Below are 25,483 nucleotides of genomic sequence, written 5' to 3' on the forward strand. Positions count from 1 at the left end.
GTGTCGTTGATCGCCGACCTACATACCCGTCGATCGAGCGCCGGGCCAACGTCACTCTTTGCTACCAGCGTGAGCCTCCGGCTTCGATCCATCGGGCCGTGACACGATGCGTGACGCGAAATGCTGTCAATCAGCGAGGCGAGAGTGACAACGGCCTCCCGACCGAACGGCATCTCTGCAGGTCAAACGTGGGCCCCCGGGGGGATCGAACCCCGAACCCGCGGATTAAAAGGCCGCAGCTAGACCTCTCCTACGTCATCTACCAGCGACAACAGCAACGGCGTCGACTCTTCTGAGCACCCTGGCAACGCTGATCAACACGGTTTCGTGTCACGACTCGCGTCACGCCACGAGCTCGAGCAGACGCATCAGTGTCGGAGTCGCGGTGGCGGTCGCGCTCTGAGGATGGTCGGCCGGTGCGGTCGTCGTCCGAATGGTAGTCGGCCGTGCCGTCGGTGCCCTGCCTCCGGGGCACACGCGATCGCGAGTACGACGAGAAGGATGAGGAGAACGACCAGGCAACGAGCATCCGGGCGGCGGTGCCTACGGAGAAGCCCCGGATCCCCTGTGGAGCATTCGGTACCTGCCGCGCGGGATCGCCGCACGCTCCGTTCCGGCTAAACTGAACCCTCCTTGGGGCTACCGGTCGACCGCCACACCAACGAGTGAAATGCCCTGGCGCCCTGACAGTCAGTCAGCGAATCGGATTACCGTGCAGGCCGGGGGATCGAATGGTCGAACTTCAGGAAGCGGAACGCATTCCTGCTGTCCCGCGCCCACTGCACGTCGCATTCAAGCAGTGAGAGGCGGAGGAACGGCCACCGCAGCCGCCTGTGAAATGGCGAAAGCGGACCTGGGAGAGGCATCTCGACTCGCTGCTTCTTCCAACCATTCCCGAGATCGGGCGGTCGCAAGCCACCGCTGCGGCGGCTCACGCGGCCGACGGCGACGACCAGGCCGTGCGCGCTTTCGTGACCGCGATGATCTGGGGCTACGGGCCGGTCGGGTACGGCGCGTGGCGGACGCGCCGGATCCTCGATCTCAGCGGAGCCGTGGCGGGGCACCGGCTGCGAGAGGTGGCCCTTGCGGCCGCGGACGGCCCGATCGAAGCGTTCTCCGCGATGGCGAGGGCGCCGCTGCCCTACCTCGGTCCGGCCTTCGGCACCAAGTACATCTACTTCTGCACCGCGGCTGTTCGAGATCGCCATGGCGGTCGGACCGCGCCCGTTCTCGACGAGGTCGTCCGGCGCTGGTTCGCACGCCACACCGGCTCCCGCCTCTCCGGCACGTGGTCGGTTCCGCAGTACCGCTGGTACCTCTCGTGCCTGGAGTCCTGGGGCAGCACCCTCGGCATCCCCAGTGATCATGTCGAAGAGCTGATCTTCCGCTCGCGGGTCACCACCGAGGAGAACCGACTCTGGGCCGAAAGGCTCCTGGTCGGCACGGACTCACAGGGCGAGGCACTCGCCGCGCTCGACGACCTGCGGGCGGCCATCGATGTCCTCGGCGACTCGGCCGCTGAAGCATCCGATCCCCTCTTGGAGCAGCTCAGGACGGTCATCGGCACCGACCCGGACGAAGAGTTACCCGATCGTGAACCCTCGTGAGCAGCGCGTGACTGATCATCACTAACGTGACCGCACCGCGATCCCGGGGGGATGAATGGACGAGGCGGAGCAAGGCCTTCACGACCTGCTGCTGGAGCGCCTGCTCGCCGACGAGTCCGCCGACGACGACGTGTCCGCTCTCGTCCTGGCCGCGTGGGAAGGCGACGACGAACTCGCCGAGGCAGCGACCGGCATGTCGGCCGGAGGACCTGACCCGGCCAGCGGCCGGTCTCGGTCTGCCCACCCGGATGTCTACCTCGCCGCTGTGCACGTCGAGGGCTTCCGCGGCATCGGCGAGGCCGCGACACTGCCGCTGCGCCCGGGGCCGGGCCTCACCCTCGTCACCGGCCGCAACGGCTCTGGCAAGTCGAGCTTCGCCGAGGCGGCCGAGTTCGTCCTTACCGGGAGCAGCGGCCGCTGGTCGGGCCGCACCACCGTCTGGCGCGAGGGCTGGCGCAACCTCCACTGCCAGAGCTCAACGTCGATCGCCGTGGACCTCACCACCGCGGGCACGAGCGGAACCACCAGGATCCAGCGACGCTGGGAACCGGAAGACACCCTCGACGGAGGCCTCTGGACTCGCCAGCCGAGCAAGGCCAAGCGCGAAGCCTTCGACGGGTCCGCGTGGGACGAGGACATGCAGACCTACCGTCCCTTCCTGTCCTACAGCGAGCTCGGTGCGCTGATCGACGGCAAACCGAGCGAGCTCTACGACGCCCTGCACAGCCTGCTCGGCCTCGGCGCGCTCACCGCGACACAGGACAGGCTGAAGACCGCCCGCAAGGGCCTCGCCGACCACGCGAAGGCCGTTGCCGCGCAGCGCAAGTCGCTCCGAACGGAGCTGGACGGCAGCGACGACCCGCGGATCGTCAGGGCCGTCGCGCTGCTGAAACCGGCCGCACCCGACCTGGCCGCCATCGCCGAGTTGATCTCGGGCGCTGAGGAGCCGGACGACACCTCGGCCGCCCTTCGCGCCATCGTCGCGCTCCAGCTGCCAGAGCTCGCCGCGATGCGGGAGTGCACCGCGACAATCCGTGCCCGGGCGGACGAGCTCGGCGCGCTCGCCGGCGACGAGCTCCGCCGCGCCGACCGCGTGGCTGTGCTCCTGCGCCAGGCCCTCCACGAGCACGCCGAGTCGGGTGCCACGACGTGCCCGGTCTGCGAGGAAGGCACCCTGGACGACACCTGGCGCGCGTCCGCGACGACCCGGGCCGAAGAGCTGGAACGGACCGCCTCGGTCATGCAAGGCCGTGGAGGACCTCAACCGCGCGGTAGCCGACGGCCGGGCCCTGACCCGGGCCGTCCCGCCCGTCCTCGCCGGCGCTCTCCCACTTGACGCGGACGCCGCCCGTCTTGCCTGGCAGAGCTGGGCCGACGCTGGCCGGATCGACGGAGCAGCCGCGCTCGCCCAAGCTCTGGAGTCCACATACCCCGCCGTCACCTCAGCACTGATCGACCTGCGGGAACGCGCCGCAGAGATGCTCGCCCAGCGGGATGAGATCTGGGCGCCGATCGCGCGCCGGCTCGCCGCCTGGCTCGTCGAAGCAGAGCAGGCCGCCGCGCAGGCAGGGCGACTGTCCGCCTTGGACAAGGCCGTGAAGTGGCTCGCGGACATCGCAGGAGACCTGCGGCACCAGCGACTCGCCCCCTTCGCCGAGCAGTCGCAGCACGTATGGCAGACGCTGCGTCAGCAGAGCAATGTCGATCTGGGCCCGGTCCGGCTCGACGGGACGGCCACCCGCCGGCGCGTCGCGATGGACGTCCGGGTTGACGGCGTCGACGGCGGCACCGCGCTCGGCGTGATGAGCCAGGGCGAGCTGCACGCCCTCGGCCTGTCCCTGTTCCTCCCGCGCGCCACCGTCGACCAGAGCCCCTTCCGGTTCGTCCTGATCGACGACCCGGTCCAGGCCATGGACCCCGCCAAGGTCGACGGCCTCGCCCGCGTCCTCGACGAGGTCGCCGCCACCCGCCAGGTCGTCGTCTTCACCCACGACGACCGCCTCGCCGACGCCGTCCGCCGCCTCGACCTGCCGGCGACGATCTGGGAGGTCACCCGCGGCGAGCGCTCCGTCGTCGAGATGCGCCGCTGCGACGACCCGATCACCCGCTACCTCGACGACGCCCGCGCCATGGCGCTGACCGCCGACCTGCCGGCGGACATCCGCAGCGAGCTGGTCGCCTCGTGCTGCCGCAGCGCCGTCGAGGCCGCCTGCCACGCGAAGATCCGATCAGTGCGGCTGGGCAACGGCCACACCCACGCCGAGGTAGAGGCCGCCCTCGCCGATGCGGAAACCACGAACAAGAAGGCAACTCTTGCCGTCTTCGACGACCCGAAACGCGGCAGCGATCTCCTCGGCCGCATGAAAACCGCAGGTCCCGGCGTGGTCGACGCCTTCCAGAAGTGCAAGAAGGGCGCTCACAAGGGCCTGACAGGGGACCTCCGCCCGTTCGTCCGCGACGTCGAGAAGCTCGTCGGGTGGATCCAGCGGTGAGCCACGACGCCTACCGCCGGCTCGCCGTCGCCGACCGGATCCTGAAACAGCCGGAGCTCGTCGAGGACGGCGTCTGGCCGCGAACCTGCACCTGGCTCATCCGCCTCGCCCTCGAACACGGCCTCGACGACTTCTGGGCCACTCACAACCCTGACGTCGGCGCCGTCACGAGCCGCCGCGCTCAGCTCCTCGCGCTGAGCCGCACCGTCGACGCCGACGTCGGCCGCCGCGGGACCGAACTCTGGCACGCGCTCAGCCGGGCCGCCCACCACCACGCCTACGAACTGGCTCCGACCGGCGCCGAACTGAGGACCTGGCATTCCGAGGTCCTCGCCCTCACCGACGCGCTCCACCCGCACGCAAGGACGTCCGCACCGTGATCAAGTCCGCCAACCAGTACCCCGTCCACGCGCTGTTCAGCAGCGACAGCAACATCGTGTACCGGATCCCGCCCTACCAGCGGGAGTAGTCCTGGCAAAAAGCGCAGTGGGAGGACCTCTTCCAGGACCTCGTGGAGGCCGAGGGCGCGCATTTCCTCGGCACGATCATCACCCTGAACCAGACCACCGACGCCGTCGACCGCACGGTCCTGGAACTCGTCGACGGCCAGCAGCGGGCCACCACCCTCACGCTGCTCCTCGCCGCCATCTACTCCGTGCTCAAGGAGCACGCCGGCGAGCTCGACGAGGACACGATCGTCGACATGGTGAACCTCGGCCGCAGGCTGGTCAGGAAAGGCGGCGAGCTGCGAGTCTCACCCCAGACCCAGGGCAACAACCTGGACGACTACAAGGTCGTGCTCTCGTCCTCGGGCCTCCAGGTGGGGACGGTCGACAAGAGGCCGTATTTCCCGATGCGCCGGGTCGCCAAGTGCTGGCAGTACTTCCGCGCCGCGATCGCCAAGCTGGCCGAGTCGGAGGGGATCACGCCCGTCGACGCGGCGCGGCGTGTGCTCGGCTCGGTGCAGCAGGCGATCCTGGTAAAGATCGAGGTCGAGAGTCATGCGGACGCCTTCGTCCTGTTCGAGTCCCTCAACAACCGGGGCATGCCGCTCACACCGGTGGACCTGATCAAGAATCATCTCCTGGCTGTGTCCGGGCGCGAGGGCGGGCTCGACGTCGACGACGCGTTCAAGATGTGGAACGAGATGCTCACCAATCTCGGTGACAACTACGCGATCCAGGAGCGCTTCCTCCGCCACTACTACAACGCGTTCAAGGCGGAACTGCCCGAGGTGCCCAACGCACCGGTGGCCACCCGCACCAAGCTGATCCGCATCTACGAGAAGCTGCTCGGCGACGACGTCAGGAACGGGGTGGAGGCGCTCGTCGCGGCCAGCACGCTCTACGGGCGGGTGACCTGCGTCGCCGAAGTCGACGCACCGACTCCGCTCGACAAAGCCTTCCGGGAGCTGATGCGAGCGCAGGGCGCACCCTCCTACATCCTCGTGATGTGGTTGCTCTCGAAGCAGCCCGATCTCGCCCTCACCGAGCACGACCTGATCGAGATCGTCCGTCGCCTCACCAGCTTCTTCGTCCGCCGAAATCTGACCGGCTTCCCCCAGACGTACGCGTTGCCGAAGCTCTTCATGACGATCATCGAGAAGCTCGACGGGCTGACCGGGCGCCCGGTGGTCGACAGGGTGACCCAGGAGCTCATCGACGTCTCGTCGAGCGACGCCGACTTCCGCCAGCGCCTGGAAGGGCCGATCTACGACGAGAACACCGACGTCGCCCGCTTCATCCTCGCCACCCTCTCCGAGGACGCAATGACCAAGGAGACCCGGACGGACCTCTGGGTCCAGGAGAAGGGCCACTTCGTCTGGACGATCGAGCACATCCTCCCCCAGGGGACGAACCTGCCGAAGGACTGGCTGGACATGCTCGGCGGACGCGACGCCGCGGCAGCCGCCCAGGAGGAGCACGTTCACCGGCTCGGGAATCTCACGATCACCGCCTACAACAGCACCCTGAGCAACAAGTCGTTCCCCGAGAAGCGCGACCGCACCGACCCCCAAGGCCGGTCCATCGGCTACCGGAACGGACTCTCGCTCAACGCCGACCTCGCCACCAAGAACTCCTGGACCGTGGATGACATCGAGGAGCGCACGACGCGACTGGCGAGCCAGGTGATCGCCCGCTTTCCGTTGCCGTAGGACGGACCGGTCGGCCACCGCTGAAACCGGGTGCGGGCGCCAGCGTGCCGTCGGTGTCCTCCAGTAAGGTCTCCCACGGGCGCCGTCAGCTCACCTGGTCCCGTGCTCGACGGGACTGGGCCGGACTGCACCGGGAGAAGTCGGACGAGGAGATCGCGTCCGAGGACCGGCATGGGGAAGATGCCGTGGTCCTCCCCCGGGAGACCTGGGCCGCCGTGCGGCACGAAGTCGCCGATCTGTTGGACGCTGTAGAGCTGGAGGCATCCGGCCGCCGAGAGGTGGCTGACGTCCCGAGGGTTGGCGTATTCCCTGGCCTCTAGCTCAATCGCCAGAGCAGCCCCGGCGAGGACCGGCGGAGCCGACCGCAGCGGGTGTGGAGCGTCAGCGGAGCAGACGCAGAATCCGCGGGTGTAGCTTGCTATCCGCACCGAGGTCCTGGGTATCGTCGCTGGTAGTGGGCCCCCGGGGGATCGAACCCCGAACCCGCGGATTAAAAGTCCGCTGCTCTGCCGATTGAGCTAGAGGCCCTGCTGTGGCGCATGTTGGCATACGTCGCTGCTCTGACAGGGTACGACGCACGCGTCACACCCGATCGGACCCACCTGCCCATGCGGCGCCGGACACCTCCCTGACACCCGATTCGACCGGGATCACCCGGGTCCTCCCGAAGTCACCCAGTGTCACCAGAGATCCTGCACTGCATGCGTGACTACCGGCTGTGCGCCCCACTGTTGCTGTCCGCCCTCGTGCTCACCGGCTGTTCGGCGCAGGCGGACCAGGCCTCCGCCGAGACGGCGAACAGCACGATCCGAGCCACGCAGGTCCAGGCCACGTTCGCGACCGGCAGCGGAACCGCGATCACCTACGCGCCGGACCTGGTCCCCGTCGGCGCGACCGCCGAAGTCACCTCCACCTCGGGTGACGGCAAGGCGACGGTCACCCTCGAGCTCAGCGGCCTGCTGCCCGACCGGCGCTACGGCGCGCACGCCCACACCAACCGGTGCGGGGCGGCCCCCGCCGACGCCGGAGCACACTTCCAGCACGTGAAGGACCCGGCCGCCCCCAGCGTCGACCCGGCCTACGCAAACCCGCAGAACGAGATCTGGCTGGACTTCCAGACCGACGCCGAGGGCAAGGCCACCGCGACCTCCACAGTGGCCTGGGAGTTCACCGACCAGGCGCACCCGCGATCGGTGGTCGTGCACGCTGAGCGCACCGCGACCGAGCCGGGCAAGGCCGGGACTGCGGGCGACCGAGCGGCCTGCGTCAGCGTGGACTTCTGAAGCGAGGACAATGTCGTCCTGTGAGCGTGCAGGACCTCGTCGGTAAAGAAACCGGACACAGCGATGCCGCCACACCGGTGACCAGCCGGGTGGCGGCACCGCTGCGTATCGGGCCCTATCAGGTCGACACCCCGGTGGTGCTCGCCCCGATGGCCGGCATCACCAACGCCGGCTTCCGGCGGCTGTGCCGCGAGCAGGGGGCCGGCTTCTACGTCTGCGAGATGATCACGTCCCGCGGCCTGGTCGAGCGCAACCCGCTGACCTTTCGCATGATCGCGATGGATCCCGATGAGCATCCGCGGTCGATGCAGCTCTACGGCGTCGACCCGGCGACGGTCGGCGCCGCGGTGCGCATGGTCGCCGAGCTCGACCTGGCCGACCATCTCGACCTCAACTTCGGCTGCCCGGTCCCCAAGGTCACCCGGCGCGGCGGCGGTGCGGCGCTGCCGTACAAGCGGCGGCTCTTCGAGGCCATCGTCAAGGCGGCCGTGGACAACGCGGCGGACGCGGGTATCCCGGTGACCGTGAAGATGCGGATCGGCATCGACGACGAGCACCACACGTACCTCGACGCGGGCCGCATCGCAGCCGACGCCGGGGTCGCGGCCGTCGCACTGCACGCGCGCACCGCGGCCCAGCGCTACTCCGGCACCGCCGACTGGTCGGCCATCGCCCGGCTCCGTGACCACCTGCCCGCCGAACTGCCCGTCCTCGGCAACGGTGACATCTTCAGCGCCGCCGACGCGCTCGCGATGGTCGCCGCGACCGGCTGCGACGGCGTCGTCGTCGGCCGTGGGTGCCTGGGCAGGCCATGGCTGTTCGGCGACCTCGAGGCCGCTTTCGCCGGCCGGCCGCTACCGGCCCCGCCGACGCTGGGTGAGGTCGCCGCCACGCTGCGCCGGCACGCCGTCCTGCTCTGCGAGCACATGGGCGACCACAAGGGCATCCGTGACGTCCGCAAGCACATCGCCTGGTACCTCAAGGGCTTTCCGGTCGGGCCGGAGGTCCGGCAGCGCCTCGGCCTCGTCAGCAGCATCGACGAGCTCGACGAACTGCTCGCGATGCTCGACCCCGGCCAGGAGTTCCCCGCCGATGCCGAGGGCCCGCGCGGCCGGCAGGGCTCACCCGGCCGCGTGGTGCTGCCCGAGCACTGGCTCGACGACCCGGAAGACGCGTCGGTCCCCCTCGGCGCCGAGCTGGACCACTCCGGCGGGTGACCGTGGCCGCCGAGCCGCCCTCGACGAACCGTGCAGACCCGCTCGCCCGGTCGGGTGGCAGCGCGCGCAAACGGGTGCCGCCGTCCCAGAGGTCTCAAGAGTCACACCAGTCACGTCGACATCACCAGCAGTGGGGAGGTGATCCGGTGGTGGACGGGGCTCGATCGGTCGGCACGCTGGCGCACGGCACGAACAGCACCCTGCCGTCCGACGACGTGCACGCGGCGCTCGGCATCGGCGCCTCCATCCCGCGCACCGGATCCGCCGGCGCGCAGGCCGCCCAGCACACCGCCGCCGCCGAGAAGCTCGCCGAGCAGGGCCTGTGGGAGCAGGCCTACCGTCACCTGCACGCGGCCGTCCGGCTCCTGCACGGGCAGCGTGATGCCGCGGAGACGTCCTACGCCCCCGACGAGCTCGACCGGCTGCGCCGCGAGCACGCCGAGGCCCGCGAGCAGAGCCGCCGCGACAGCCTCACCGCCAGCTACAACCGGCGCTACCTCGACGAGCGGCTGGCCGCGCTGCTCGACGACCTCGACGACCTCGACGACCCCGCCGTCCGAACCACCGGGATCTGCGTGGCGTTGGTCGACATCGACCACTTCAAGCAGGTCAACGACACGTACGGGCACCTGTTCGGCGACCGGGTGCTGCAGCGGATGGTGGCCGAACTCGACGCCGGGCTGCCGGAGGGCGCCTTCTGCGCCCGCTACGGCGGCGAGGAGTTCGCGCTGGTCCTGCCCGGCCGCGATCTCACCGAGGCGGTCGAGATCTGCGAGGAGGCGCGGCACCGCATCGACCGGTACCCGTGGCTGGAGATGCACAGCGCCCTGCGGGTCACGGTCAGCATCGGCGTCGCCCACTCGGCGGGCCGCCTCGCCGAGGTCGAGCGGCTCATCGGCGAGGCCGACGAGCTGCTCTACACGGCCAAGCAGGCGGGCCGCAACGCCGTGGCGTTCCGCGCCGAGCGCTCCGGGCGCGTGTGCCTGGCCGGGCCGGCCGCCGGACGCCGGGCCATCCCGCAGCCGGCACGCACGACCGGCTGACCCCGCCGACCCGGGAGCGCCACTGTCCGCCGCGCTACGTAAGCTCGGTTTCCGACAAGAGGAGGGCGGATTTGTGGGCCGGCGACGGGCCTGGTCCGCCCTCCTCCGTGTGCGGGCCGGGGAGGTGGCGTGCAGAGCGGCTCCGACCGTGCTCGACGCGCTTCCGGCCGATCGCCCGGCCGCCCGTCCCTCGACGAGGACATAGCGGCCGACGCTGACACCCGGACGGCCGGTGCCCACGGCCGGCACCGCGCACCGGCCGACGAGCCGGTCGACGACGTGCTCGAGCGGTACGGCCTGCGCACCCCGCCGCCAGGGATCGTGGAGCAACGGCGGCCGGTCCCACCCACCGTCGACACGCGCGACGGCGCCGCGCACCGGTTCACCTCGCCGCCTGCCCCCCGGGCGGGCGGCACGCCGCCGCCCGGGCGACTCGGGCCACCTGTCCCCGGCCCGGGTACCGCCCCGCCCGCTTCCGGCTCACCGGCGGGCAACGGCGGCGCGCCCCGGCACGCTTCCCCCACCCGCCCGGACAGCACGCCACCGCCCGGACGGCTCGGACCGTCCGTCGCAGGCGCCGACAGCGCCGCGCCGCCGCCCTCCGGGCGGCGCGCGGCCAGGCAGGCCGACGCCGAGGTCGGCCCGGGCACGGCACCTCCCCGGCCGCCCCGCGGCACAGCGGCCGCGCCGGGGCGACGCCGCCGGGCCGACACCGGCGACCCGCCGCCGGCGCGGCACACCGCGGGCCCCGAGGCCACCGCGGTCGGCCGGCTGGACCTGCCCGGCTCCGTTCCGGAACCGGCCCCAGGCGCCGCGACGACCACCCGGGGCCCCGCCGCCCCGGCGACCGCCGACGTTCCGGAACCCGAGGACGACGCCGACAGCGCCGCCGAGGACCGCCGGCGCCGTATCGACGAGAGCCTCACCCGGCTGACCGCGGCGCACGCCGGCCTGCTGCTGGCCCGCGACGACGAACCCGACGACGAGGACGGCGCCGACGACGGCGGAGACGACGACGGAGACGACGACGGAGACGACGACGGAGACGACGGCCCACCCGGCAAGCGCCCTGCCGGGTCTCGCACACCGGACAGCCCCGGGCGGCGACGCGCCAGGCTGGGGGTGCGGCTGCTGACCGCCGCGGTTGCCCTGCTCGTGTTCGCGACGACCGCGCTGGGCTGGGCGGCGAAGACCTGGTTGGACTCCACGATCCGCTCGGTCGCCGCGCTCGACCCGGGGTCGGGTTCGATCGTCGACGCGAAGTCGCAGGTCGGCGACGAGAACGTGCTGCTGCTCGGCCTGGACGACGGCCCGAGCGGGACGACGTTCGTCCCGGGCGCCGGGTCCGACACGATCATGCTGGCGCACGTGCCGGCAGGCGGCACCGGGATCGTGACCGTGGCCTTCCCACGCGATCTGGAGATCAACCGCCCGCCCTGCCAGCGCTGGGACCCGGCCGCCGCGACCTATACCGACCAGACCGTGCCCGCCGAAACCCTCACCAAGCTCGACACGGCGTTCGAGGTCGGCGGGCCGCGTTGCGCGGTGAAGGTGATCCAGCAGCTGACCGGCATGGCGATCACCCGGTTCGTCGCACTGGACGTCACCGGGGTCGGCGCGATGGTCGACGCGGTGCACGGGGTGTCGGTCTGCCTCGAGCGGCCGGTGGTCGACAGCGTGCTCGGTCCGGTCGTCCCCACCGCCGGGACCAGCACGCTGGACGGCGGACACGCGCTGGACCTGGTCCGGGCCCGGCACGTGCAGGGTGACCCGCCATCGGACCAGGGCCTCATCCAGCGCCAGCAGCGGGTTCTCGCCGCGTTGCTGCGCAAGGCGCTGTCCAACCAGGTGCTGCTCAACCCGGGCACGCTGCGCGCGTTCGCCGGGGCGTTCGGGCGCAACACGCTGTCGGACGGCGCCGGGCTCGACGAGCTGGTGGCCCTCGCCCGCTCGCTGCAGCATCTCGACGGCAGCGGGGTCACCTTCGTGACCGTTCCGACGACCGGTACGGCCAACACCCGTGGCAACTCGGTGCTGCGCGACCGCGACGCCTCGGCCCTGTTCGCCGCGCTGCGCAAGAACACCCCACTGCCCGCCGGGGCCACCACGGCGCCGGCGACCACCGCCGCGGCCCCGGCACCGTCGACGATCACCCTCGACGTGCTCAACGCGTCCGGCCGGACCGGCCTCGCCGGGCAGATCGGCGGCACGCTGCGCGAACTCGGCTTCACCGTCGGCACCGTGGGTAACGCCCCGCAGGCGGCGGCCGAGACGGTGATCCGATTCTCCCCGGACCGGTCGGCTGCCGCGCAGGTGCTGGCCGGCACGGTGCCGTCGGCCCGCCCGGTCCCCGACACCGGTTCGAGCGGGCGCCTGGAGCTGGTCCTGGGCACGTCGTTCGACGGCACGGTGCGGGCGCCCTCGCAGGCCGGTACCGTGGCCGCCGCACCCGCTCCGGCCCAGGTGACCTGCAGCTGACCGGGGAATCTTCTGCGGCTCGACCACGACCGTTCACCGGTGGTTCATCCGGTGGGGCTGCCCGATGCAGAGGCGCCCCTTAGGCTGCCCCCATGCGCGACCACTACCAGGAAGAGCTCGACGGACTCGCCGACGGGCTGGCCGACATGTGCGGCGAGGTGGCGGCCGCACTGGAGAAGGCCACCCGCGCGCTGCTCGAGTGCGATCTGCAACTGGCCGAGGAGGTCATCTCCGAGGACATCAAGGTCGACGAGATCCGGGCCGCCGCCGAGGAGAAGGCGTTCGCGCTGCTCGCCCTGCAGGCCCCGGTGGCCACTGATCTGCGGATCGTGGTGTCCGCCATCCACGGCGCGGGCGACATCGAGCGCATGGGCGACCTGGCGCTGCACGTCGCCCAGGCGGCCCGGCGCCGGCACCCGCAGCCGGTGCTGCCCGAGGAGATCAAGCCGTACTTCGCCGAGATGGGCCGGGTCGGTGTAGCCCTCGCACTGAAGGCGGCCGACGTCATCCGCAGCCGCGATCTGAGCGCGGCCGCCGAGCTCGAGGCCGACGACGACGCGATGGACGACCTGCACCGGCACATGTTCACCGTGCTGATGGATCGCAACTGGACGCACGGCGTCGCCGCCGCCGTGGACGTCACGCTGCTCGCCCGGTTCTACGAGCGCTACGCCGACCACGCCGTGGCCGTCGCCCGGCGGATCGTGTACGTGGTGACCGGACAGATGCCGGGCCCGCTGACCGTCTGAGCGCCACCGGCGGGCCCGTCGGGGAAATCTCGCGCACGGAGGTTTGGCCCGGCACCGTGATCGGGGACATACCGATCATGTCGAGCAACGTGTACCGCGTCACGGAGATCGTCGGCACCTCGCCCGAAGGGGTCGAGCAGGCCATCAAGAACGGCGTCGCCCGGGCCGCCAGCACCCTGCGCGAACTGGACTGGTTCGAGGTGACCGAGATCCGCGGACACCTGGTCGACGGCGATGTGGAGTACTTCCAGGTCGGCCTCAAGGTCGGCTTCAAGTTGGAGAACTGACCCGGGGCGGCGCGACGACGACGGCCCGGGCCTGCTCGGCCGCTCGGCGGCGAACGGGCCCGGGCCGGCGTTCCGCCCGGGAACGGGACCGATCAGCCGAAGCGACCGGAGATGTAGTCCTCAGTGGCCTGCTGGGTCGGGTTGGAAAACATCTTCGGGGTGTCGTCGATCTCCACCAGCCGGCCCGGCTCACCGGTCGCGCGGAGGTTGAAGAACGCCGTCTGGTCGCTCACCCGCGCCGCCTGCTGCATGTTGTGGGTGACGATGACGATCGTGTAGTCCTTCTTCAGCTCCGAGATCAGATCCTCGATCGCGAGCGTGGAGATCGGGTCCAGCGCCGAACACGGCTCGTCCATCAACAGCACGTCGGGCTGCACCGCGACCGCACGGGCGATGCACAACCGCTGCTGCTGCCCACCGGACAACCCGCCACCCGGCTTGTTCAACCGGTCCTTGACCTCGGTCCACAGGTTCGCCGCCCGCAGCGCTCGCTCCGCGGTCTCGTCGAGTTCCTTCTTGCCCTTGCGGCCCTGCAGCTTCAGCCCGGCCACCACGTTGTCCCGAATGGACATCGTCGGGAACGGGTTGGGCCGCTGGAACACCATGCCGATCGTGCGGCGCACCCCGACCGGGTCGACCGAGGGACCGTAGATGTCCTCGCCGTCGAGCAGCACCTCGCCCTCGACCCGGGCCCCGGGGATCACCTCGTGCATCCGGTTGAGCGTGCGCAGCACCGTCGACTTGCCACAGCCGGACGGGCCGATGAACGCCGTCACGCTGCGCGGCGGCACCGACAGGCTCACGCTGTCCACGGCGTGGAACTTGCCGTAGAAGATGTCGACATCCTTCATGTCGAGACGCTTGGCCACCAGGCCCTCACTTCGTCTTCGGGGCGGTCAGCTTCGACAGGAAGGCCGCCAGCAACTGGAAGATCGTGATGATCAGGATCAGGGTGATGGCTGCGCCCCAGATGCGGTCCACGCCGGCATCGGTGGGGTTGCTGCGCTCAACCGTCATCATCAGCGGCAGCGAGGCCATGTTGCCGCTGAAGATGTTGAAGTTGATGTACGGCGCATAGGCCACCAGGATCAGCACCGGGGCGGTCTCGCCCATCACCCGGGCGAGCGCGAGCATGACGCCGGTGAGCATGCCCGACAGCGCGGTCGGGATGACGATACGGGTGATCGTCTTCCACTTCGGCACGCCGAGCGCGTACGAGGCCTCCCGCAGGTCGTCGGGGACGATCCGCAGCATCTCCTCCGTCGAGCGGACGACGACCGGCACCATCAGCAGCACGAGGGCCAGCGACACCGCGAACGCGCTGCGCGGCAGGCCGAAGATCGAGATCCAGACCGCGTAGATGAACAGCGCGGCGACGATCGACGGCACGCCCGTCAGGATGTCGACCATGAAGGTGGTGGTCCGGGCCAGCCGGGACCGGGCCCCGTACTCCACCAGGTAGATCGCGACCATCACGCCGATCGGGGTGGCGACCACGGCGCACACCAAACCTTGGAACAAGGTTCCGATGATCGCGTGATAGGCACCGCCGCCCCGCTGCCGGGCGAGCAGGCCGTTGAGCGACTCGCTCCACCAGTTCGAGTGGAGCACCACACCGAGGCCCTTGGACATCACGGTGTAGACGACCCAGATCAGCGGGATCAGGGCGATCAGGAACGCGAGCCCGAACAGGGTGGTGGCGACCATGTTGCGGGCGCGACGGCCCGCGCTGATCCCGACGAACGTCGGCCCCTTGGCCGGAGCGTGCAGGTCGACCGGCGTACTCATGCCTTGGCCCCCGATCGTGCGATGACCGCGCGGGCCGCCGCGTTGACCACGAAGGTCAGCACGAACAGCACCAGGCCGGCGGCGATGAAGGCGCCGGCGGAGAGCTTGTTGTTCAGCTCGGCGAAGGACAGCGCGATCTTCGAGGCGAACGTCGCGCCGCCGTCGAACAGGCTGCCGGTGAAGGCGAACGGCGTGCCCGCAAGGATGATCGTCAGCGCGATGGTCTCGCCGAGTGCGCGGCCGAGGCCGAGCATCGACGCGCTGATGTAACCCGCCTTGCCGAAGGGCAGTACGGTCATGCGCACGACCTCCCACTTGGTCGCGCCCAGTGCCAGCGCCGCCTCGATCTGCGCGCGGGGGGTCCGCTCGAACACCTCGCGGGAGATCGCCGTGATGATCGGCAGCAGCATCGCCGCAAGCACGATCCCCGCGGTGAACAGGGTGGCCCCTGGGATCTGCACGTTGCCCGGGCTGAACAGGAAGACGAACCCGAGGTGGTTCTCCAGCCACGAGGCCAGCGGCTGCAGGACCGGCGCCAGCACCAGCAGGCCCCACAGGCCGAAGATGATCGACGGCACCGCCGCCAGCAGGTCGACCAGGTAGGCGAACGGCCGGGCGACCCGCCGCGGCGCGTACTGCGTGAGGAACAACGCGATCCCCAGTCCGACCGGCATCGCGAGGATCAGCGCGAACAGCGAGACCTCGACGGTGACCAGCAGCAGGTCGAGGATGCCGAAGCTGAGGTTGCTCGGGTCGCTGACGTCGAACTGCCTGCTGGTCAGGAAGTTCGCCTGGTTGTCCAGCAGCGGCGGAACCGCCTGGATCAGCAGGAACAGGCCGATGGCACCGATGAGGGCGACGATGAACGCCCCCGAACCGGTTGCCAGACCGCGGAAGATCCGGTCGCCCCGCTGGACGAACGTGCCGCCACTGCCCGCGTCCTTGGGCGGTTCGGGTTCGCGGGGAGTCATTCCGGCCTCCGGGACGACGGCGGGGACGGGAGCGCCCCGCCAGCCACCGGAGTCACCGGTGGTGGCGGGGCTACCCGTCACGGTCTGTTCGCTCATCGAGCCTCCGTGATTGTGCCAGCGCTGTGATCAGGCGATGGCCTGGACGGCGGTGAGCAGCTTCTGCTGGAACTCCGCCGGCAGCGGGGCGTACCCGTACTGGGACAGGTTGGCCTGGCCGTCGGTGGCGGCCGTCGTCAGGAACGCCTTGACCGCCTTGGCGGTGTCGGCGTCGTAGCCCTTCGAGCAGACGATCTCGTAGGTGGCCAGGATCAGCGGGTAGGCGCCGGCCTCGGTGGTGCCGTAGACCGAGTTGAGGTCGAGCGCGAGGTCGTTGCCCTGGCCCTTGACCTTCGCGGCCTCGATGGCCTTGCCGACGGTCTGGTCGTTGAGCTCGACCGCACCCGAACCATTGTCGATCTTCGCCATGCTCAGCTTGTTGTCCTGGGCGAAGGACAGCTCGACGTACCCGATCGACCCTTCGGTCGCACCGATGGCCTGGCCGACGCCGGCCGAGCCCTGCGCGCCGGAGCCCACGCCGCCGACGAACTTCTTGCCCGCGCCCTTGGTCCACGCACCCTTGGAGGCCGCGGTCAGGTACTGCTGGAAGTTGTCGGTGGTGCCGGAGTCGTCGGAGCGGAACACCACGTTGATCGGGGTCGCCGGCAGCGTCTTGCCGGGGTTCAATGCAGCGACCGCCGGGTCGTTCCAGGACTTGATCTGGCCGCTGAAGATCTTCGCGGTGGTCTCGCCGTTCAGCGTCAGGTCGGTGATGCCGTTGAGCTTGTAGCCGACGGCGATCGGGCCGAAGACCATCGGCAGGTTCCATGCCGGGTTGTTCTGGCAACGAGCCGCCGCGGCGGCGGTCTCGCTCTCCTTGAGCGCGGAGTCCGAGCCCCCGAAGTCCACGAGGCCGGCGGTGAACTGCTTCACGCCCGCGCCGGAACCGGTCGGGTTGTAGGCGATGTTGCTGCCCGCGCACTTCGCCTGGTAGGCCTGCGCGAACACGTCCATGGCGTTCTTCTGCGCCGACGAACCCTCGGCGTTCAGGTTCTTCTTGCCACTGCAGTCGACCGCGGGGGAGTTCGCGGACGACGCCCCGGCACTGCCGGCCGTGGTCGGATCGCTGCCACAGGCCGACAGCAGGAGCGCGCCTGCGGCCGCGATGGCCAACACGACACCGTGCCGCTGGAGTTTCACGAAGTTCCTCCGCTGAGTCGCTACACATCAGGTTCGACGGCTCGGGGCGGCCGTTCGTGGAGGACGGTAGGCAGGCCCGGTGGACGGACACCCCCGACGAGGTAAACGAAAGATGAACTCATTACCTGGAGTGAGCCAAGACACCCCTAAGAGTCAATTGTGATCATCTCGTGACCTGCGAACGAGTGATCGCACCATGGAGGGTGGCGGTTACTCCGGGGTTAACGACTCCGGGACGAGATCAGCGACGGTATGCGACGTCCGTGTTCCGAAGGGTGAATCCAAGGTTCCGGTAGACCCGCACAGCGGCGTCGTTGTCGGCCTCGACGTACAGCATGACCTGCTGCAATCCGCGATCACGCAGATGGTGCAAACCGGCCAGGGTGAGCCCCGAGCCGAGCCTGCGGCCGCGCGCGGCGGGGTCGACGCCGAGCACGTAGACCTCGCCCATCGGAGCCTCGGAGCCCGCCCCCGGGTGCACCTTCGTCCAGTGGAAGCCGAGCAGCCGGCCGTCCGGGCCGACCGCGAGCAGGAACCCCGCGGGGTCGAACCAGGACTCGGCCTCGCGCCGGGCGACCTGGTCCGTGTCCCAGCCGCCCTGCTCCGGGTGCCAGTCGAACGCGGCGTTGTTGACCCGCAGGAACTCCGCCTCGTCCTGGCCGGGTACGAACGCGCGCAGCCGCACGCCGTCGGGCAGTTCGACGGGCGGCAGCGGCTCGGTCAGGCTGCGGTGCAGCTGCCACAGCACCCGGGCCCGGGAGAACCCGAACCGCTCGGCGAGCCGGGTCGCGCCGGGGTGCTCGCCGTGTGCCCACAGCCACAGCGGCCGGCCCCCGGCACGCTGCAGCAGCGCCTCGACGAGGGCGGCCCCGATCCCACTCCGCCGGTGCGCCGGGTGCACGGCGAGCTCGGCGACCGCGCCGTCGGAGCCGGAGAGGTCCAGCTGGGCGTAACCGGTGGGCGCGGCCGCGGAGCCGGCCAGCACGTGCAACACGCTGCCGTCGACGGTGCCGTGGCGCAGGTTGAGCAGGATCTGCTCGGACAGCGGGGCGGTGCCGTCCTCCTCGGTGGCCGCATCGGCCAGCGCTGTCACGGCGGTGGTCTCGGCCTGGTCGAGCCCGGTGCGGAAGGACAGCTGGGTCATGTCACGGACCCTACGCGCGGACGATCACCCGGCGTCAGGACAGCTCGGCGTGCATCGCTTTCGGACGCTCGCCGATGCGGTCGTCGTCCCGATCCGGGTCGTCGTCCTCGTCGGCCTGGTCGTCGGCGACACCGCCCGCCGGCACCCCCAGCCCGGCGCGGCTGGGCCGGACGAACTTGTAGCCGACGTTGCGCACCGTGCCGATCATCTGCTCGTGCTCGGTGCCGAGCTTCGCGCGCAGTCGCCGCACGTGCACGTCGACGGTGCGGGTGCCGCCGAAGAAGTCGTAGCCCCAGACCTCCTGTAGCAGCTGGGCCCGGGTGAACACCCGCCCGGCGTGTTGTGCGAGGTACTTGAGCAGCTCGAACTCCTTGTAGGTGAGCTCGAGCAGCCGGCCGCGCAGGCGCGCCGCGTAGGTCGCCTCGTCGATCACCAGTTCGCCGAGCACCAACGCGCCCCCGGTCGACGCGGCATCGGCACCGGGGCGGGACGTGAGCAGCCGCAACCGGGCGTCGACCTCGGCCGGGCCTGCGGTGGGCAGCAGGATCTCGTCGACCACCCATTCCCCGGACACCGCGACCAGCCCACCCTCGGTGAGAATGGCGATCACGGGCACGTCGGTACCGGTGCTGCCCAGCAGCCGGCACAGGCTGCGGGCCGCGACCAGGTCGGAGCGGGCGTCGACCAGCACGGCGTCGTGCGGCCCGGCGTCGAGCAGCGCGGCCACCTCGGGGGCGGCGGTGCGCACACCGTGCGGCAGCAGGGTCAGAGCCGGCAACACGGATCCAGGGTCCGGATCCGCGGTCAGCAGTAGGAGTTCCACCGCTTCCTCCTCTCCCACCGGGGATCGGACGGAGCGCCACGTCCGGCGCGCACTGGTCCGACCACGGCGGGCGACGCTGGCGCACCGTTCCCGCGCGACCCGGTCGGAGTTCCCACGCGGATCGGTCAAGAATAACGGGGGTGACGACCGATCACACGTCCGGCGCGGCACAGCTCACGCCGATGACCAGCCGAGACGGCGTCCCGCTGGCCGCCGTCCAGCTGCGCCACGACCCCGGCGGACCGCCGACCGGGCTGGTGTTCACGGCTTCACCCACCACACCGGACGCCGGGACACCCGGCGGGTGCTGAGCCTGCTCGCCCGGCACGCCGACGTCGTCGCCGTCGACCTGCGCGGCCACGGCCGCTCCGGTGGACGGTCCACAGTGGGCGATGCCGAGGTGCTGGACCTGGCGGCCGCGGTCGAGTGGGCCCGCCGGCAGGGGTACCGGGAGGTCGTCACGATCGGCTTCTCGCTGAGCGCGGCCGTCGCCGTCTGCCACGCCGCCGGCGTGCGCGGTACCGGGGACACCGCGCCCGATGCGGTGATCGCGGTGAGCGGGCCGGCCCGGTGGTTCTCCCGGGAGACCGCGCCGATGCGTCGGGTGCACTGGCTGCTCGAGCAGCCCCACGGCCGGCTCACGGCCCGGCTGCTCGGGGTGCGCCTGGACGGGCCCTGGGGCAGGGTGCCGCTCTCACCGGTCGAAGTCGTCGGCACGGTCGCCCCGATCCCCCTGCTGCTCGTGCACGGCGACGCCGACCCCTACTTCGCCCCCGCACACGCGCACGCCCTGCACCGGGCCACCGGCGGACACGCGGAGCTGTGGCTCGAAGCCGGGATGGGGCACGGTGAGTCCGGTACCGGCGCCGACCTCACCGACCGGCTGGCACGCTGGGCGATCGGTACCGTCGGCGGTGGCCCGCGGACCGGCGCGGCGGACCCCCACACGGTCCCGCCCGCAGGTGCCCCCGGCGGCGCCTCTACGGTCGTGTCCTCCCGTTCGCCAGGCTCGGAGGTTGCGTGAAGCGTCTGGTCATCGCACTGCTCGTGCTCGTCGGCGTGCTGCTGGCCGTCGACTACGGCGCCGCCGCGGCCGCGGAATCCGCCGTCTCCAAGCAGATGCGCCAGCAACTCGGCCTGGCCGACGATCCGTCGGTACGGATCAACGGGTTCCCGTTCCTCACCCAGGCGATCTCCGGCGACTACAGCAGCGTGGACATCACCGCCGACCGGATCCGGATCGGTCAGCTGCAGGACGTCCAGGTGCGCAGCCAGCTGCGCGACGTGCAGGCCCCGCTCAGCGAGCTGCTCGGCTCCGGGCCGCGGACGCTGCGCGTCCAGAACGCCGAGGGCACGCTCCGGATCAGCGCCGACGACCTGGCGCGGCTGTCCGGGGTGGACAAGCTGCAGATCCAGAACATCGACGAGCAGGCCCTGCAGCAGGCCGTCAAGGACGGCGGCGACACGTCGCTGGCCTCGATCGACCCCGACTCCGCGGCCCGGCTGGTCGGCACCACGCGGGTGCTCGGCCAGGACATGCAGGTCTCGGTCATCGCCGTGCTGCAGCTGTCCGGCCGGCAGATCCAGGTGGTGCCGCGCGACATCCGGGTCGGGCAACCCGGCAGCGCCACCCCGCAGGCATTGCCCCCGCCGGTGCAGACCGCGCTGCGCGCCATGTTCACCGTGCAGCTCGACCCGGGGAAGCTCCCGCTGAACGTGACCGCGACCCGGCTGCGTGCCCGCGACGGCACGCTGGAGATAAGCGGCTTCGCCACCGGCCTCGTGCTCGGGACGGACGCCACGACCCCCGCCCGGTGAACCCCGTGGGACCACCGGGACTAATCGGCCGGGCACGGAGGTTGGCGACGGCGTGATGATTCAGGTACCCGCTCGATGAGCACGACCGGACTTCTCGTGGTCGTCGGCACGCTGCTCGCGGCCACCGTGGTCGGCCTCGTCCTGAAGGCTCGCAACGGCCGGGTGCGTGCAGCCCGTTCCGGTCCCGGCGGCGCCGGCGGCTGGGCGCTGGCCGGGCGCTCCCCCGCCGAGCAGGACCGGGTGCTGCTGCTGCAGGTCTCCTCGCCGGTCTGCGCACCCTGCCGGCAGACCGCGACGCTGCTCACCGAGCTGGCTGCCGGCATCCCCGAGCTGGTGCACGTGGAGGTGGACGCCGCCGAGCGCCCGGAGGTGGCCGGCGACCTCGGGATCATGCGCACGCCCACGGTCGTCGCGTTCGACCGGTCCGGCGCCGAACTGCTCCGGGTGTCGGGCGTGCCCCGGCTGCGTGACCTCGAAACCGCTCTGGCCCCCGCCCTCGGCAGGGCCTGACCAGCGGTCCGCGGCCGCGATGATCACTCGAACGGGTGTCCGGTGGCTGGGAGCACGTTCCCGTCGGCCGAGCTCCTCGGTTACCCTTGCGTCCGTGTTCTGGCCGCTGACCCGACGACGCGCCGTGGATCTGTGCCGCGTCGGCAGCTGCCTGTGTCGGGATCGCTGACTCCGGCACCGCCCGTTCTCCCGGTCGACATCCGGGCCCCGGCCGCTGTCGGAGCCGGGCCACGTTCGTACCTCTTCCAGGAGATCACCCATGTCCGCACAGGACATCACACCGGCACCGCGACGCGGGCCGGCCGGCCGGGCGAGCGAACCGCCCGTGGACCCGCGCGGCGTCCGCTTCAACGCCACCGTGACCACGGTCGTCCTCGCGCTGGTCCTGATCAGTGGCAGCGGCTGGCTGGCCGCCGCACAGGCCGCGGTGTTCGCGCTCGGCGCGTTCGCCGGGCTGCGGTTCTCGCCCTACGGCGTGCTGTTCCGAACGCTTGTGGCGCCGCGGCTGGGCCCGCCGACCGAGAAGGAGGAGGCCGCCCCGGTGCGGTTCTCCCAGACCGTCGGCTTCGTGTTCGCGACGGTCGCCGCGGTCGGTTACCTGACCGGCCTCACCACGCTCGGCCTGATCGCCACGGCGTTCGCGTTGGCCGCCGCGTTCCTCAACGCCGCCTTCGGCTTCTGCCTGGGCTGCGAGATGTACGCGCTGATCGCTCGATTCCGGGCTCGCTTCGGGCCCGGCCACCCGCACAACGAACAGGGAGCCACCGCATGAGCCGCCAGGACGTCCTGGTCTCGGTCGACTGGGCCGAGAAGAACCTCGGCACCGATGGGATCGTCTTCGTCGAGGTCGACGAGGACACCGCTGCCTACGACGGCGGCCACCTTGCCGGCGCAGTCAAGATGAACTGGACCACCGAGCTGCGCGACCCGGTCCGCCGCGACATCCTCACGAAGGAGGGTTTCGAGGCGCTGCTGTCGGCCAAGGGCATCAGCAACGACGACACCGTCGTGCTCTACGGCGGCAACAACAACTGGTTCGCCGCCTACGCGTACTGGCAGTTCAAGCTCTACGGCCACGAGAACCTGCGACTGCTCGACGGTGGTCGCAAGAAGTGGGAGCTCGACGGCCGCCCGCTGACCACCGATGTCGTCGAGCGCCCGGCCGCGACCTACACCGCCAAGGACGCCGACCTCTCGATCCGCGCCCACCGCGACGAGGTCGTCGAGGCGATCAACACCAAGAACCTGGTCGACGTGCGCTCCCCCGACGAGTTCTCCGGCAAGATCCTCGCGCCGGCGCACCTGCCGCAGGAGCAGTCGCAGCGGCCCGGCCACGTGCCGTCGGCGATCAACATCCCGTGGAGCAAGGCGGCCAACGAGGACGGCACGTTCAAGTCCGACGAGGAGCTCGAGGCGCTCTACGGCGAGGCGGGGCTCAACGACTCGAAGGCCACGATCGCGTACTGCCGCATCGGCGAGCGCAGCTCGCACACCTGGGTGGTGCTGCGCGAGCTGCTGGGCCACAGCGACGTCAAGAACTACGACGGCAGCTGGGTCGAGTACGGCTCGCTCGTCGGCGTGCCGATCGAGCTGGGGGACGGTCGCTGATGTGCGGTGCACCTGACCAGGCCACCCTGCTGCCGGCCGGCACCGACCTGACCAAGGAGACGGTGCTCACCGGCAAGGTGCTGGCCGGCGGCCTGCCCGTCGGCGGCGCGTTCGTCCGGCTGCTCGACAGCTCCGGCGAGTTCACCGCGGAGGTCGTCTCGTCGGCCTCGGGTGACTTCCGGTTCTTCGCCCGCCCGGGCAGCTGGACGGTGCGTGCGCTGTCCCGCGCCGGCAACGGCGAGGCCGTGCTGACCGCCGACGGACCGGGCCTGCACGAGGCCGAGGTCACCGTCGGCTGACGCCTGCCCGATCCACGATCGCCGCTCCGGCACCGCCGGGGCGGCGATCGTCGTCCTGGCGGGTCGAACACGACGACCGAGCCCGCGCCCCGCAGTACATCGGCGGGGAGCAGGCCACACCGCTATGCTGCGCGGCCGTGCACTGGTTGTTCACCGGATTGTTGATCGCCGCCAGCGGGGCCGTTGTGGCCTTCACCGGCCACTTGCTCCATCGGCTCTTCACAACCGAGCCCGCCGCCCTCGCGCCCGCCGACATCCCCGCGGAGCAGGCCCGATGAGCGGGCCCGACCACGGCGGCGAGCCGACGCCGCACGGCACCGTCACCGGCCCCACGAACGCGGCCCCGGACTCGCCGCGGCGCAACCGGCCCCGTTGGGACGACCTGCCGATCCCCGACGACACCGCGAACCTGCGCGAGGGCCCCGAGCTGCACGAGGACCTCCTCGGGCTGTTGCCGCTCGTCGGCGTCTGGCGCGGCACCGGCGTGGTCGACTATCCGACCATCGACGGCCCCTACGAGTTCGGCCAGCAGATCGTGTTCGCCCACGACGGCCGCCCGTTCCTGTCCTACGAGTCCCGCGCCTGGCTGCTCGGCCCGGACGGTGAGGTGCTGCGCCCGGCGGCCCGGGAGACCGGTTTCTGGCGGCCGCAGCCGGGCGGCGAACTCGAGGTGCTCATCACGCACGCGACCGGCATCGTCGACGTCTTCTACGGCCGGGCCCGGAACCTGACCTCCTGGGAGATCGAGACCGACGCCGTCGTGCGTACCGCGTCGGCCAAGGAGGTCACCCGGTCCAAGCGGCTCTACGGCCTGGTCGAGGGCGGGGACCTCGCCTACGCCGACGACCGGGAGATGATGGGCCAGCCCCTGCAGCCGCACATGTCGGCGAGGCTGCAGCGCATCGCGGGCTGATTCCGCCGGGACCGGCGCGGCAACGGTGCGGATTCTCAGTTCCGGCGCGTCGACGGGCCCAGCAGCGCGCGCACCTCGTCGACGGGAAGGTCCGCCAGCCGGGCGATCTGCTCGATCTGCAGGCCCGCCTCGGCGAGTCGGTGCAGCACCCCGGCCAGCACACCCCGCTCGTGGCGTACCGCGTCGGTGAGCCGCTCCAGCTGGTCGCGACAGCGATCCAGGTCCGCCGCGGCGCTGACCGCGCGCACCGGGTCGTCGAGCAGCACGGCGAGCAGCCGGTCGCGGGCGTCGACCCGGGGCGGGACGGGCTTCGCCCGGTCGCCGGGCAACGCGGCGGCGGCCTCGGCCCGTTCGGCCGCGGCCGCGCGGGCCGCGAGGGCCTGCGCCACCGCTTCCGCCACCGTCTGGCTCGACCCCGCGGACAGCGGGCGCACGACGGGTGGCGCGGCCCAGTTCGCCGGCTCGGGTTCGGCGGGTTCGACCGCAGGGGGCTCCTCGACGGCCCCTGGCTCGTCGGCGGGCGCCGGGTGCCCGGCAGGCACTTCGGCGGCGACCGACGGCGCGGACTGCTCCGTGGGGGCGGCGGGCTCGGCCGCGGTGGGCGCGGCAGGGGTGTCGGCCCCCGCGTCGCCGTCCGGTGCGCCCTCGGCTGTGCTCTGGCGCGTGTGGCGGCCGAACCGGATCGGCAGCGGCGCGGTATCGGCTTCGCCGGCGGTGCGCGCGAGGTGAGCCTCGCGCGCACCGCCGGCCTCGCGCGCCGCGACGGCGTCGGCCACCGTGGCCGGCTGCGCGGTCGTCAGGGGCGCCGCGGCCGCCTGCCGGGCCCGCGGCGGGTCCGAGGGGCCGCTGGCCGCCTCACCTGTCCAGTCGGCGGCCGTGGGTTCGGCCACTGCCGCGGCCGGGGCGTCGTCCGCCGGCCGTTTCCGCCGGCGACGGCTGAGCACGACGAACAGCGCGATGATCAACGCCACCGCCCCCGCACCCAGCAGGACCAGGACGTCCGGCGAGATGGCCCACTGCATGGCTGCGCACCGTACGCCGATCTACGTCACAGTGCGCAGT

26 protein-coding genes, 1 tRNA gene and 2 pseudogenes are annotated in these 25,483 nt (G+C 71.3%); 21 read left to right on the forward strand and 8 right to left on the reverse strand.

The window, feature by feature from the left end:
- Positions 1-830: 830 nt before the first annotated feature.
- The 6 genes and pseudogenes from HF526_RS15100 to HF526_RS35395 form a co-directional block, all read left to right on the forward strand.
- Positions 831-1,607: pseudogene (locus HF526_RS15100) on the forward strand (8-oxoguanine DNA glycosylase OGG fold protein); the annotation flags it as partial.
- 55 nt (positions 1,608-1,662) lie between these two features.
- Entirely contained in the window at positions 1,663-2,943 is a 1,281-nt protein-coding gene (locus HF526_RS15105; RefSeq protein ID WP_169382072.1) for an AAA family ATPase, read from the forward strand.
- Positions 2,858-4,099 carry an AAA family ATPase gene (locus HF526_RS15110; protein WP_169382073.1) on the forward strand — a complete coding sequence of 414 codons (1,242 nt, stop codon included), beginning with the start codon at positions 2,858-2,860 and terminating at the stop codon, positions 4,097-4,099. Before HF526_RS15105 ends, HF526_RS15110 begins: the two co-directional genes overlap by 86 nt.
- Complete coding sequence (locus HF526_RS15115; protein ID WP_169382074.1) at positions 4,096-4,479, forward strand: hypothetical protein; 384 nt, start codon at positions 4,096-4,098, stop codon at positions 4,477-4,479. The genes HF526_RS15110 and HF526_RS15115 overlap by 4 nt, the downstream gene beginning before the upstream one ends.
- A gap of 101 nt (positions 4,480-4,580) precedes the next feature.
- A pseudogene (locus tag HF526_RS35390) lies at positions 4,581-5,174 on the forward strand (DUF262 domain-containing protein); the annotation flags it as partial.
- 513 nt (positions 5,175-5,687) lie between these two features.
- The gene (locus HF526_RS35395; RefSeq protein ID WP_239028712.1) at positions 5,688-6,254 is read left to right on the forward strand and encodes an HNH endonuclease family protein; all 567 of its coding nucleotides are present in this window, start codon (positions 5,688-5,690) and stop codon (positions 6,252-6,254) included.
- A 455-nt stretch (positions 6,255-6,709) separates the two neighbouring features.
- Here HF526_RS35395 and HF526_RS15125 read toward each other — a convergent pair.
- A tRNA-Lys gene (locus HF526_RS15125) sits at positions 6,710-6,782 on the reverse strand.
- A gap of 173 nt (positions 6,783-6,955) precedes the next feature.
- Here HF526_RS15125 and HF526_RS15130 point away from each other — a divergent pair.
- The 6 genes from HF526_RS15130 (at position 6,956) to HF526_RS15155 (ending at position 13,311) form a co-directional block, all read left to right on the forward strand.
- Positions 6,956-7,537, forward strand: a complete 582-nt coding sequence (locus tag HF526_RS15130) for a superoxide dismutase family protein (RefSeq protein ID WP_169382075.1) — start codon at positions 6,956-6,958, stop codon at positions 7,535-7,537.
- 77 nt (positions 7,538-7,614) lie between these two features.
- A complete protein-coding gene (dusB, locus tag HF526_RS15135) occupies positions 7,615-8,754 on the forward strand; it encodes a tRNA dihydrouridine synthase DusB (protein ID WP_169382121.1) in 1,140 nt (379 codons plus the stop codon).
- Between the two features lie 149 nt (positions 8,755-8,903).
- Positions 8,904-9,797: a GGDEF domain-containing protein gene (locus HF526_RS15140; protein ID WP_338051488.1), complete on the forward strand. Its 894-nt coding sequence runs from the start codon at positions 8,904-8,906 to the stop codon at positions 9,795-9,797.
- Between the two features lie 129 nt (positions 9,798-9,926).
- Positions 9,927-12,275 (forward strand): LCP family glycopolymer transferase, encoded by a 2,349-nt coding sequence (locus tag HF526_RS36945; RefSeq protein WP_169382076.1) that lies wholly within the window; start codon positions 9,927-9,929, stop codon positions 12,273-12,275.
- A gap of 92 nt (positions 12,276-12,367) precedes the next feature.
- Entirely contained in the window at positions 12,368-13,024 is a 657-nt protein-coding gene (gene phoU, locus HF526_RS15150; protein ID WP_169382077.1) for a phosphate signaling complex protein PhoU, read from the forward strand.
- A gap of 77 nt (positions 13,025-13,101) precedes the next feature.
- Positions 13,102-13,311: a dodecin gene (locus HF526_RS15155; protein ID WP_169382078.1), complete on the forward strand. Its 210-nt coding sequence runs from the start codon at positions 13,102-13,104 to the stop codon at positions 13,309-13,311.
- Positions 13,312-13,403: 92 nt separating this feature from the next.
- Here HF526_RS15155 and pstB read toward each other — a convergent pair whose 3' ends face one another.
- The 6 genes from pstB to HF526_RS15185 all read right to left on the reverse strand — a co-directional run bounded on the left by pstB (position 13,404) and on the right by HF526_RS15185 (position 19,273).
- The gene (gene pstB, locus HF526_RS15160) at positions 13,404-14,180 is read right to left on the reverse strand and encodes a phosphate ABC transporter ATP-binding protein PstB (RefSeq protein ID WP_169382079.1); all 777 of its coding nucleotides are present in this window, start codon (positions 14,178-14,180) and stop codon (positions 13,404-13,406) included.
- A 7-nt stretch (positions 14,181-14,187) separates the two neighbouring features.
- On the reverse strand, positions 14,188-15,099 hold the full coding sequence (gene pstA / locus HF526_RS15165; protein ID WP_169382080.1) for a phosphate ABC transporter permease PstA: 912 nt from the start codon (positions 15,097-15,099) through the stop codon (positions 14,188-14,190).
- On the reverse strand, positions 15,096-16,166 hold the full coding sequence (gene pstC, locus HF526_RS15170) for a phosphate ABC transporter permease subunit PstC (RefSeq protein WP_169382081.1): 1,071 nt from the start codon (positions 16,164-16,166) through the stop codon (positions 15,096-15,098). Before pstC ends, pstA begins: the two co-directional genes overlap by 4 nt.
- Positions 16,167-16,196: 30 nt before the next feature.
- Positions 16,197-17,306, reverse strand: a complete 1,110-nt coding sequence (gene pstS / locus HF526_RS15175) for a phosphate ABC transporter substrate-binding protein PstS (protein WP_169382082.1) — start codon at positions 17,304-17,306, stop codon at positions 16,197-16,199.
- 241 nt (positions 17,307-17,547) lie between these two features.
- A complete protein-coding gene (gene mshD / locus HF526_RS15180; RefSeq protein WP_169382083.1) occupies positions 17,548-18,450 on the reverse strand; it encodes a mycothiol synthase in 903 nt (300 codons plus the stop codon).
- A gap of 34 nt (positions 18,451-18,484) precedes the next feature.
- Positions 18,485-19,273 (reverse strand): winged helix-turn-helix domain-containing protein, encoded by a 789-nt coding sequence (locus HF526_RS15185; protein WP_169382084.1) that lies wholly within the window; start codon positions 19,271-19,273, stop codon positions 18,485-18,487.
- A 140-nt stretch (positions 19,274-19,413) separates the two neighbouring features.
- Between HF526_RS15185 and HF526_RS35405 the strand changes: the two genes are divergently transcribed.
- From HF526_RS35405 to HF526_RS15225, 9 genes are all read left to right on the forward strand, one after another.
- Positions 19,414-19,584: a hypothetical protein gene (locus HF526_RS35405; RefSeq protein ID WP_239028710.1), complete on the forward strand. Its 171-nt coding sequence runs from the start codon at positions 19,414-19,416 to the stop codon at positions 19,582-19,584.
- Positions 19,578-20,297, forward strand: coding sequence for an alpha/beta hydrolase (locus HF526_RS15190; RefSeq protein ID WP_338051489.1), 720 nt, complete (start codon positions 19,578-19,580; stop codon positions 20,295-20,297). The genes HF526_RS35405 and HF526_RS15190 overlap by 7 nt, the downstream gene beginning before the upstream one ends.
- Entirely contained in the window at positions 20,294-21,091 is a 798-nt protein-coding gene (locus HF526_RS15195) for an LmeA family phospholipid-binding protein (RefSeq protein WP_169382085.1), read from the forward strand. Before HF526_RS15190 ends, HF526_RS15195 begins: the two co-directional genes overlap by 4 nt.
- A gap of 75 nt (positions 21,092-21,166) precedes the next feature.
- Positions 21,167-21,601 carry a thioredoxin family protein gene (locus HF526_RS15200; protein WP_169382086.1) on the forward strand — a complete coding sequence of 145 codons (435 nt, stop codon included), beginning with the start codon at positions 21,167-21,169 and terminating at the stop codon, positions 21,599-21,601.
- Positions 21,602-21,860: 259 nt separating this feature from the next.
- The gene (locus tag HF526_RS15205; RefSeq protein WP_169382087.1) at positions 21,861-22,373 is read left to right on the forward strand and encodes a DUF4395 domain-containing protein; all 513 of its coding nucleotides are present in this window, start codon (positions 21,861-21,863) and stop codon (positions 22,371-22,373) included.
- Positions 22,370-23,209 (forward strand): sulfurtransferase, encoded by an 840-nt coding sequence (locus HF526_RS15210; RefSeq protein ID WP_169382088.1) that lies wholly within the window; start codon positions 22,370-22,372, stop codon positions 23,207-23,209. Before HF526_RS15205 ends, HF526_RS15210 begins: the two co-directional genes overlap by 4 nt.
- Complete coding sequence (locus HF526_RS15215) at positions 23,209-23,508, forward strand: DUF1416 domain-containing protein (RefSeq protein ID WP_169382089.1); 300 nt, start codon at positions 23,209-23,211, stop codon at positions 23,506-23,508. Before HF526_RS15210 ends, HF526_RS15215 begins: the two co-directional genes overlap by 1 nt.
- 137 nt (positions 23,509-23,645) lie before the next feature.
- Entirely contained in the window at positions 23,646-23,786 is a 141-nt protein-coding gene (locus HF526_RS15220; RefSeq protein WP_169382090.1) for a hypothetical protein, read from the forward strand.
- A complete protein-coding gene (locus HF526_RS15225; RefSeq protein WP_169382091.1) occupies positions 23,783-24,421 on the forward strand; it encodes a heme-binding beta-barrel domain-containing protein in 639 nt (212 codons plus the stop codon). The genes HF526_RS15220 and HF526_RS15225 overlap by 4 nt, the downstream gene beginning before the upstream one ends.
- 35 nt (positions 24,422-24,456) lie before the next feature.
- On the opposite strand, the gene HF526_RS15230 is transcribed toward HF526_RS15225, so the two are convergent.
- A complete protein-coding gene (locus tag HF526_RS15230) occupies positions 24,457-25,443 on the reverse strand; it encodes a hypothetical protein (RefSeq protein WP_169382092.1) in 987 nt (328 codons plus the stop codon).
- Between the last annotated feature and the right edge of the window lie 40 nt (positions 25,444-25,483).

Source organism: Pseudonocardia acidicola, assembly GCF_012911935.1.
Lineage (GTDB): Bacteria > Actinomycetota > Actinomycetes > Mycobacteriales > Pseudonocardiaceae > Pseudonocardia > Pseudonocardia acidicola.

What these genes read in the sequence shown, in the direction of transcription:
- HF526_RS15105 (WP_169382072.1), top strand. Translation starts at nt 1,663, where the DNA reads ATGGACGAGGCGGAGCAAGGCCTTCACGACCTGCTGCTGGAGCGCCTG.
- HF526_RS35395 (WP_239028712.1), top strand. Translation starts at nt 5,688, where the DNA reads ATGACGATCATCGAGAAGCTCGACGGGCTGACCGGGCGCCCGGTGGTC.
- HF526_RS15130 (WP_169382075.1), top strand. Translation starts at nt 6,956, where the DNA reads ATGCGTGACTACCGGCTGTGCGCCCCACTGTTGCTGTCCGCCCTCGTG.
- phoU (WP_169382077.1), top strand. Translation starts at nt 12,368, where the DNA reads ATGCGCGACCACTACCAGGAAGAGCTCGACGGACTCGCCGACGGGCTG.
- HF526_RS15155 (WP_169382078.1), top strand. Translation starts at nt 13,102, where the DNA reads ATGTCGAGCAACGTGTACCGCGTCACGGAGATCGTCGGCACCTCGCCC.
- pstA (WP_169382080.1), bottom strand. Translation starts at nt 15,099, where the DNA reads ATGAGTACGCCGGTCGACCTGCACGCTCCGGCCAAGGGGCCGACGTTC.
- pstC (WP_169382081.1), bottom strand. Translation starts at nt 16,166, where the DNA reads ATGAGCGAACAGACCGTGACGGGTAGCCCCGCCACCACCGGTGACTCC.
- mshD (WP_169382083.1), bottom strand. Translation starts at nt 18,450, where the DNA reads ATGACCCAGCTGTCCTTCCGCACCGGGCTCGACCAGGCCGAGACCACC.
- HF526_RS15200 (WP_169382086.1), top strand. Translation starts at nt 21,167, where the DNA reads ATGAGCACGACCGGACTTCTCGTGGTCGTCGGCACGCTGCTCGCGGCC.
- HF526_RS15205 (WP_169382087.1), top strand. Translation starts at nt 21,861, where the DNA reads ATGTCCGCACAGGACATCACACCGGCACCGCGACGCGGGCCGGCCGGC.
- HF526_RS15210 (WP_169382088.1), top strand. Translation starts at nt 22,370, where the DNA reads ATGAGCCGCCAGGACGTCCTGGTCTCGGTCGACTGGGCCGAGAAGAAC.
- HF526_RS15215 (WP_169382089.1), top strand. Translation starts at nt 23,209, where the DNA reads ATGTGCGGTGCACCTGACCAGGCCACCCTGCTGCCGGCCGGCACCGAC.
- HF526_RS15225 (WP_169382091.1), top strand. Translation starts at nt 23,783, where the DNA reads ATGAGCGGGCCCGACCACGGCGGCGAGCCGACGCCGCACGGCACCGTC.
- HF526_RS15230 (WP_169382092.1), bottom strand. Translation starts at nt 25,443, where the DNA reads ATGCAGTGGGCCATCTCGCCGGACGTCCTGGTCCTGCTGGGTGCGGGG.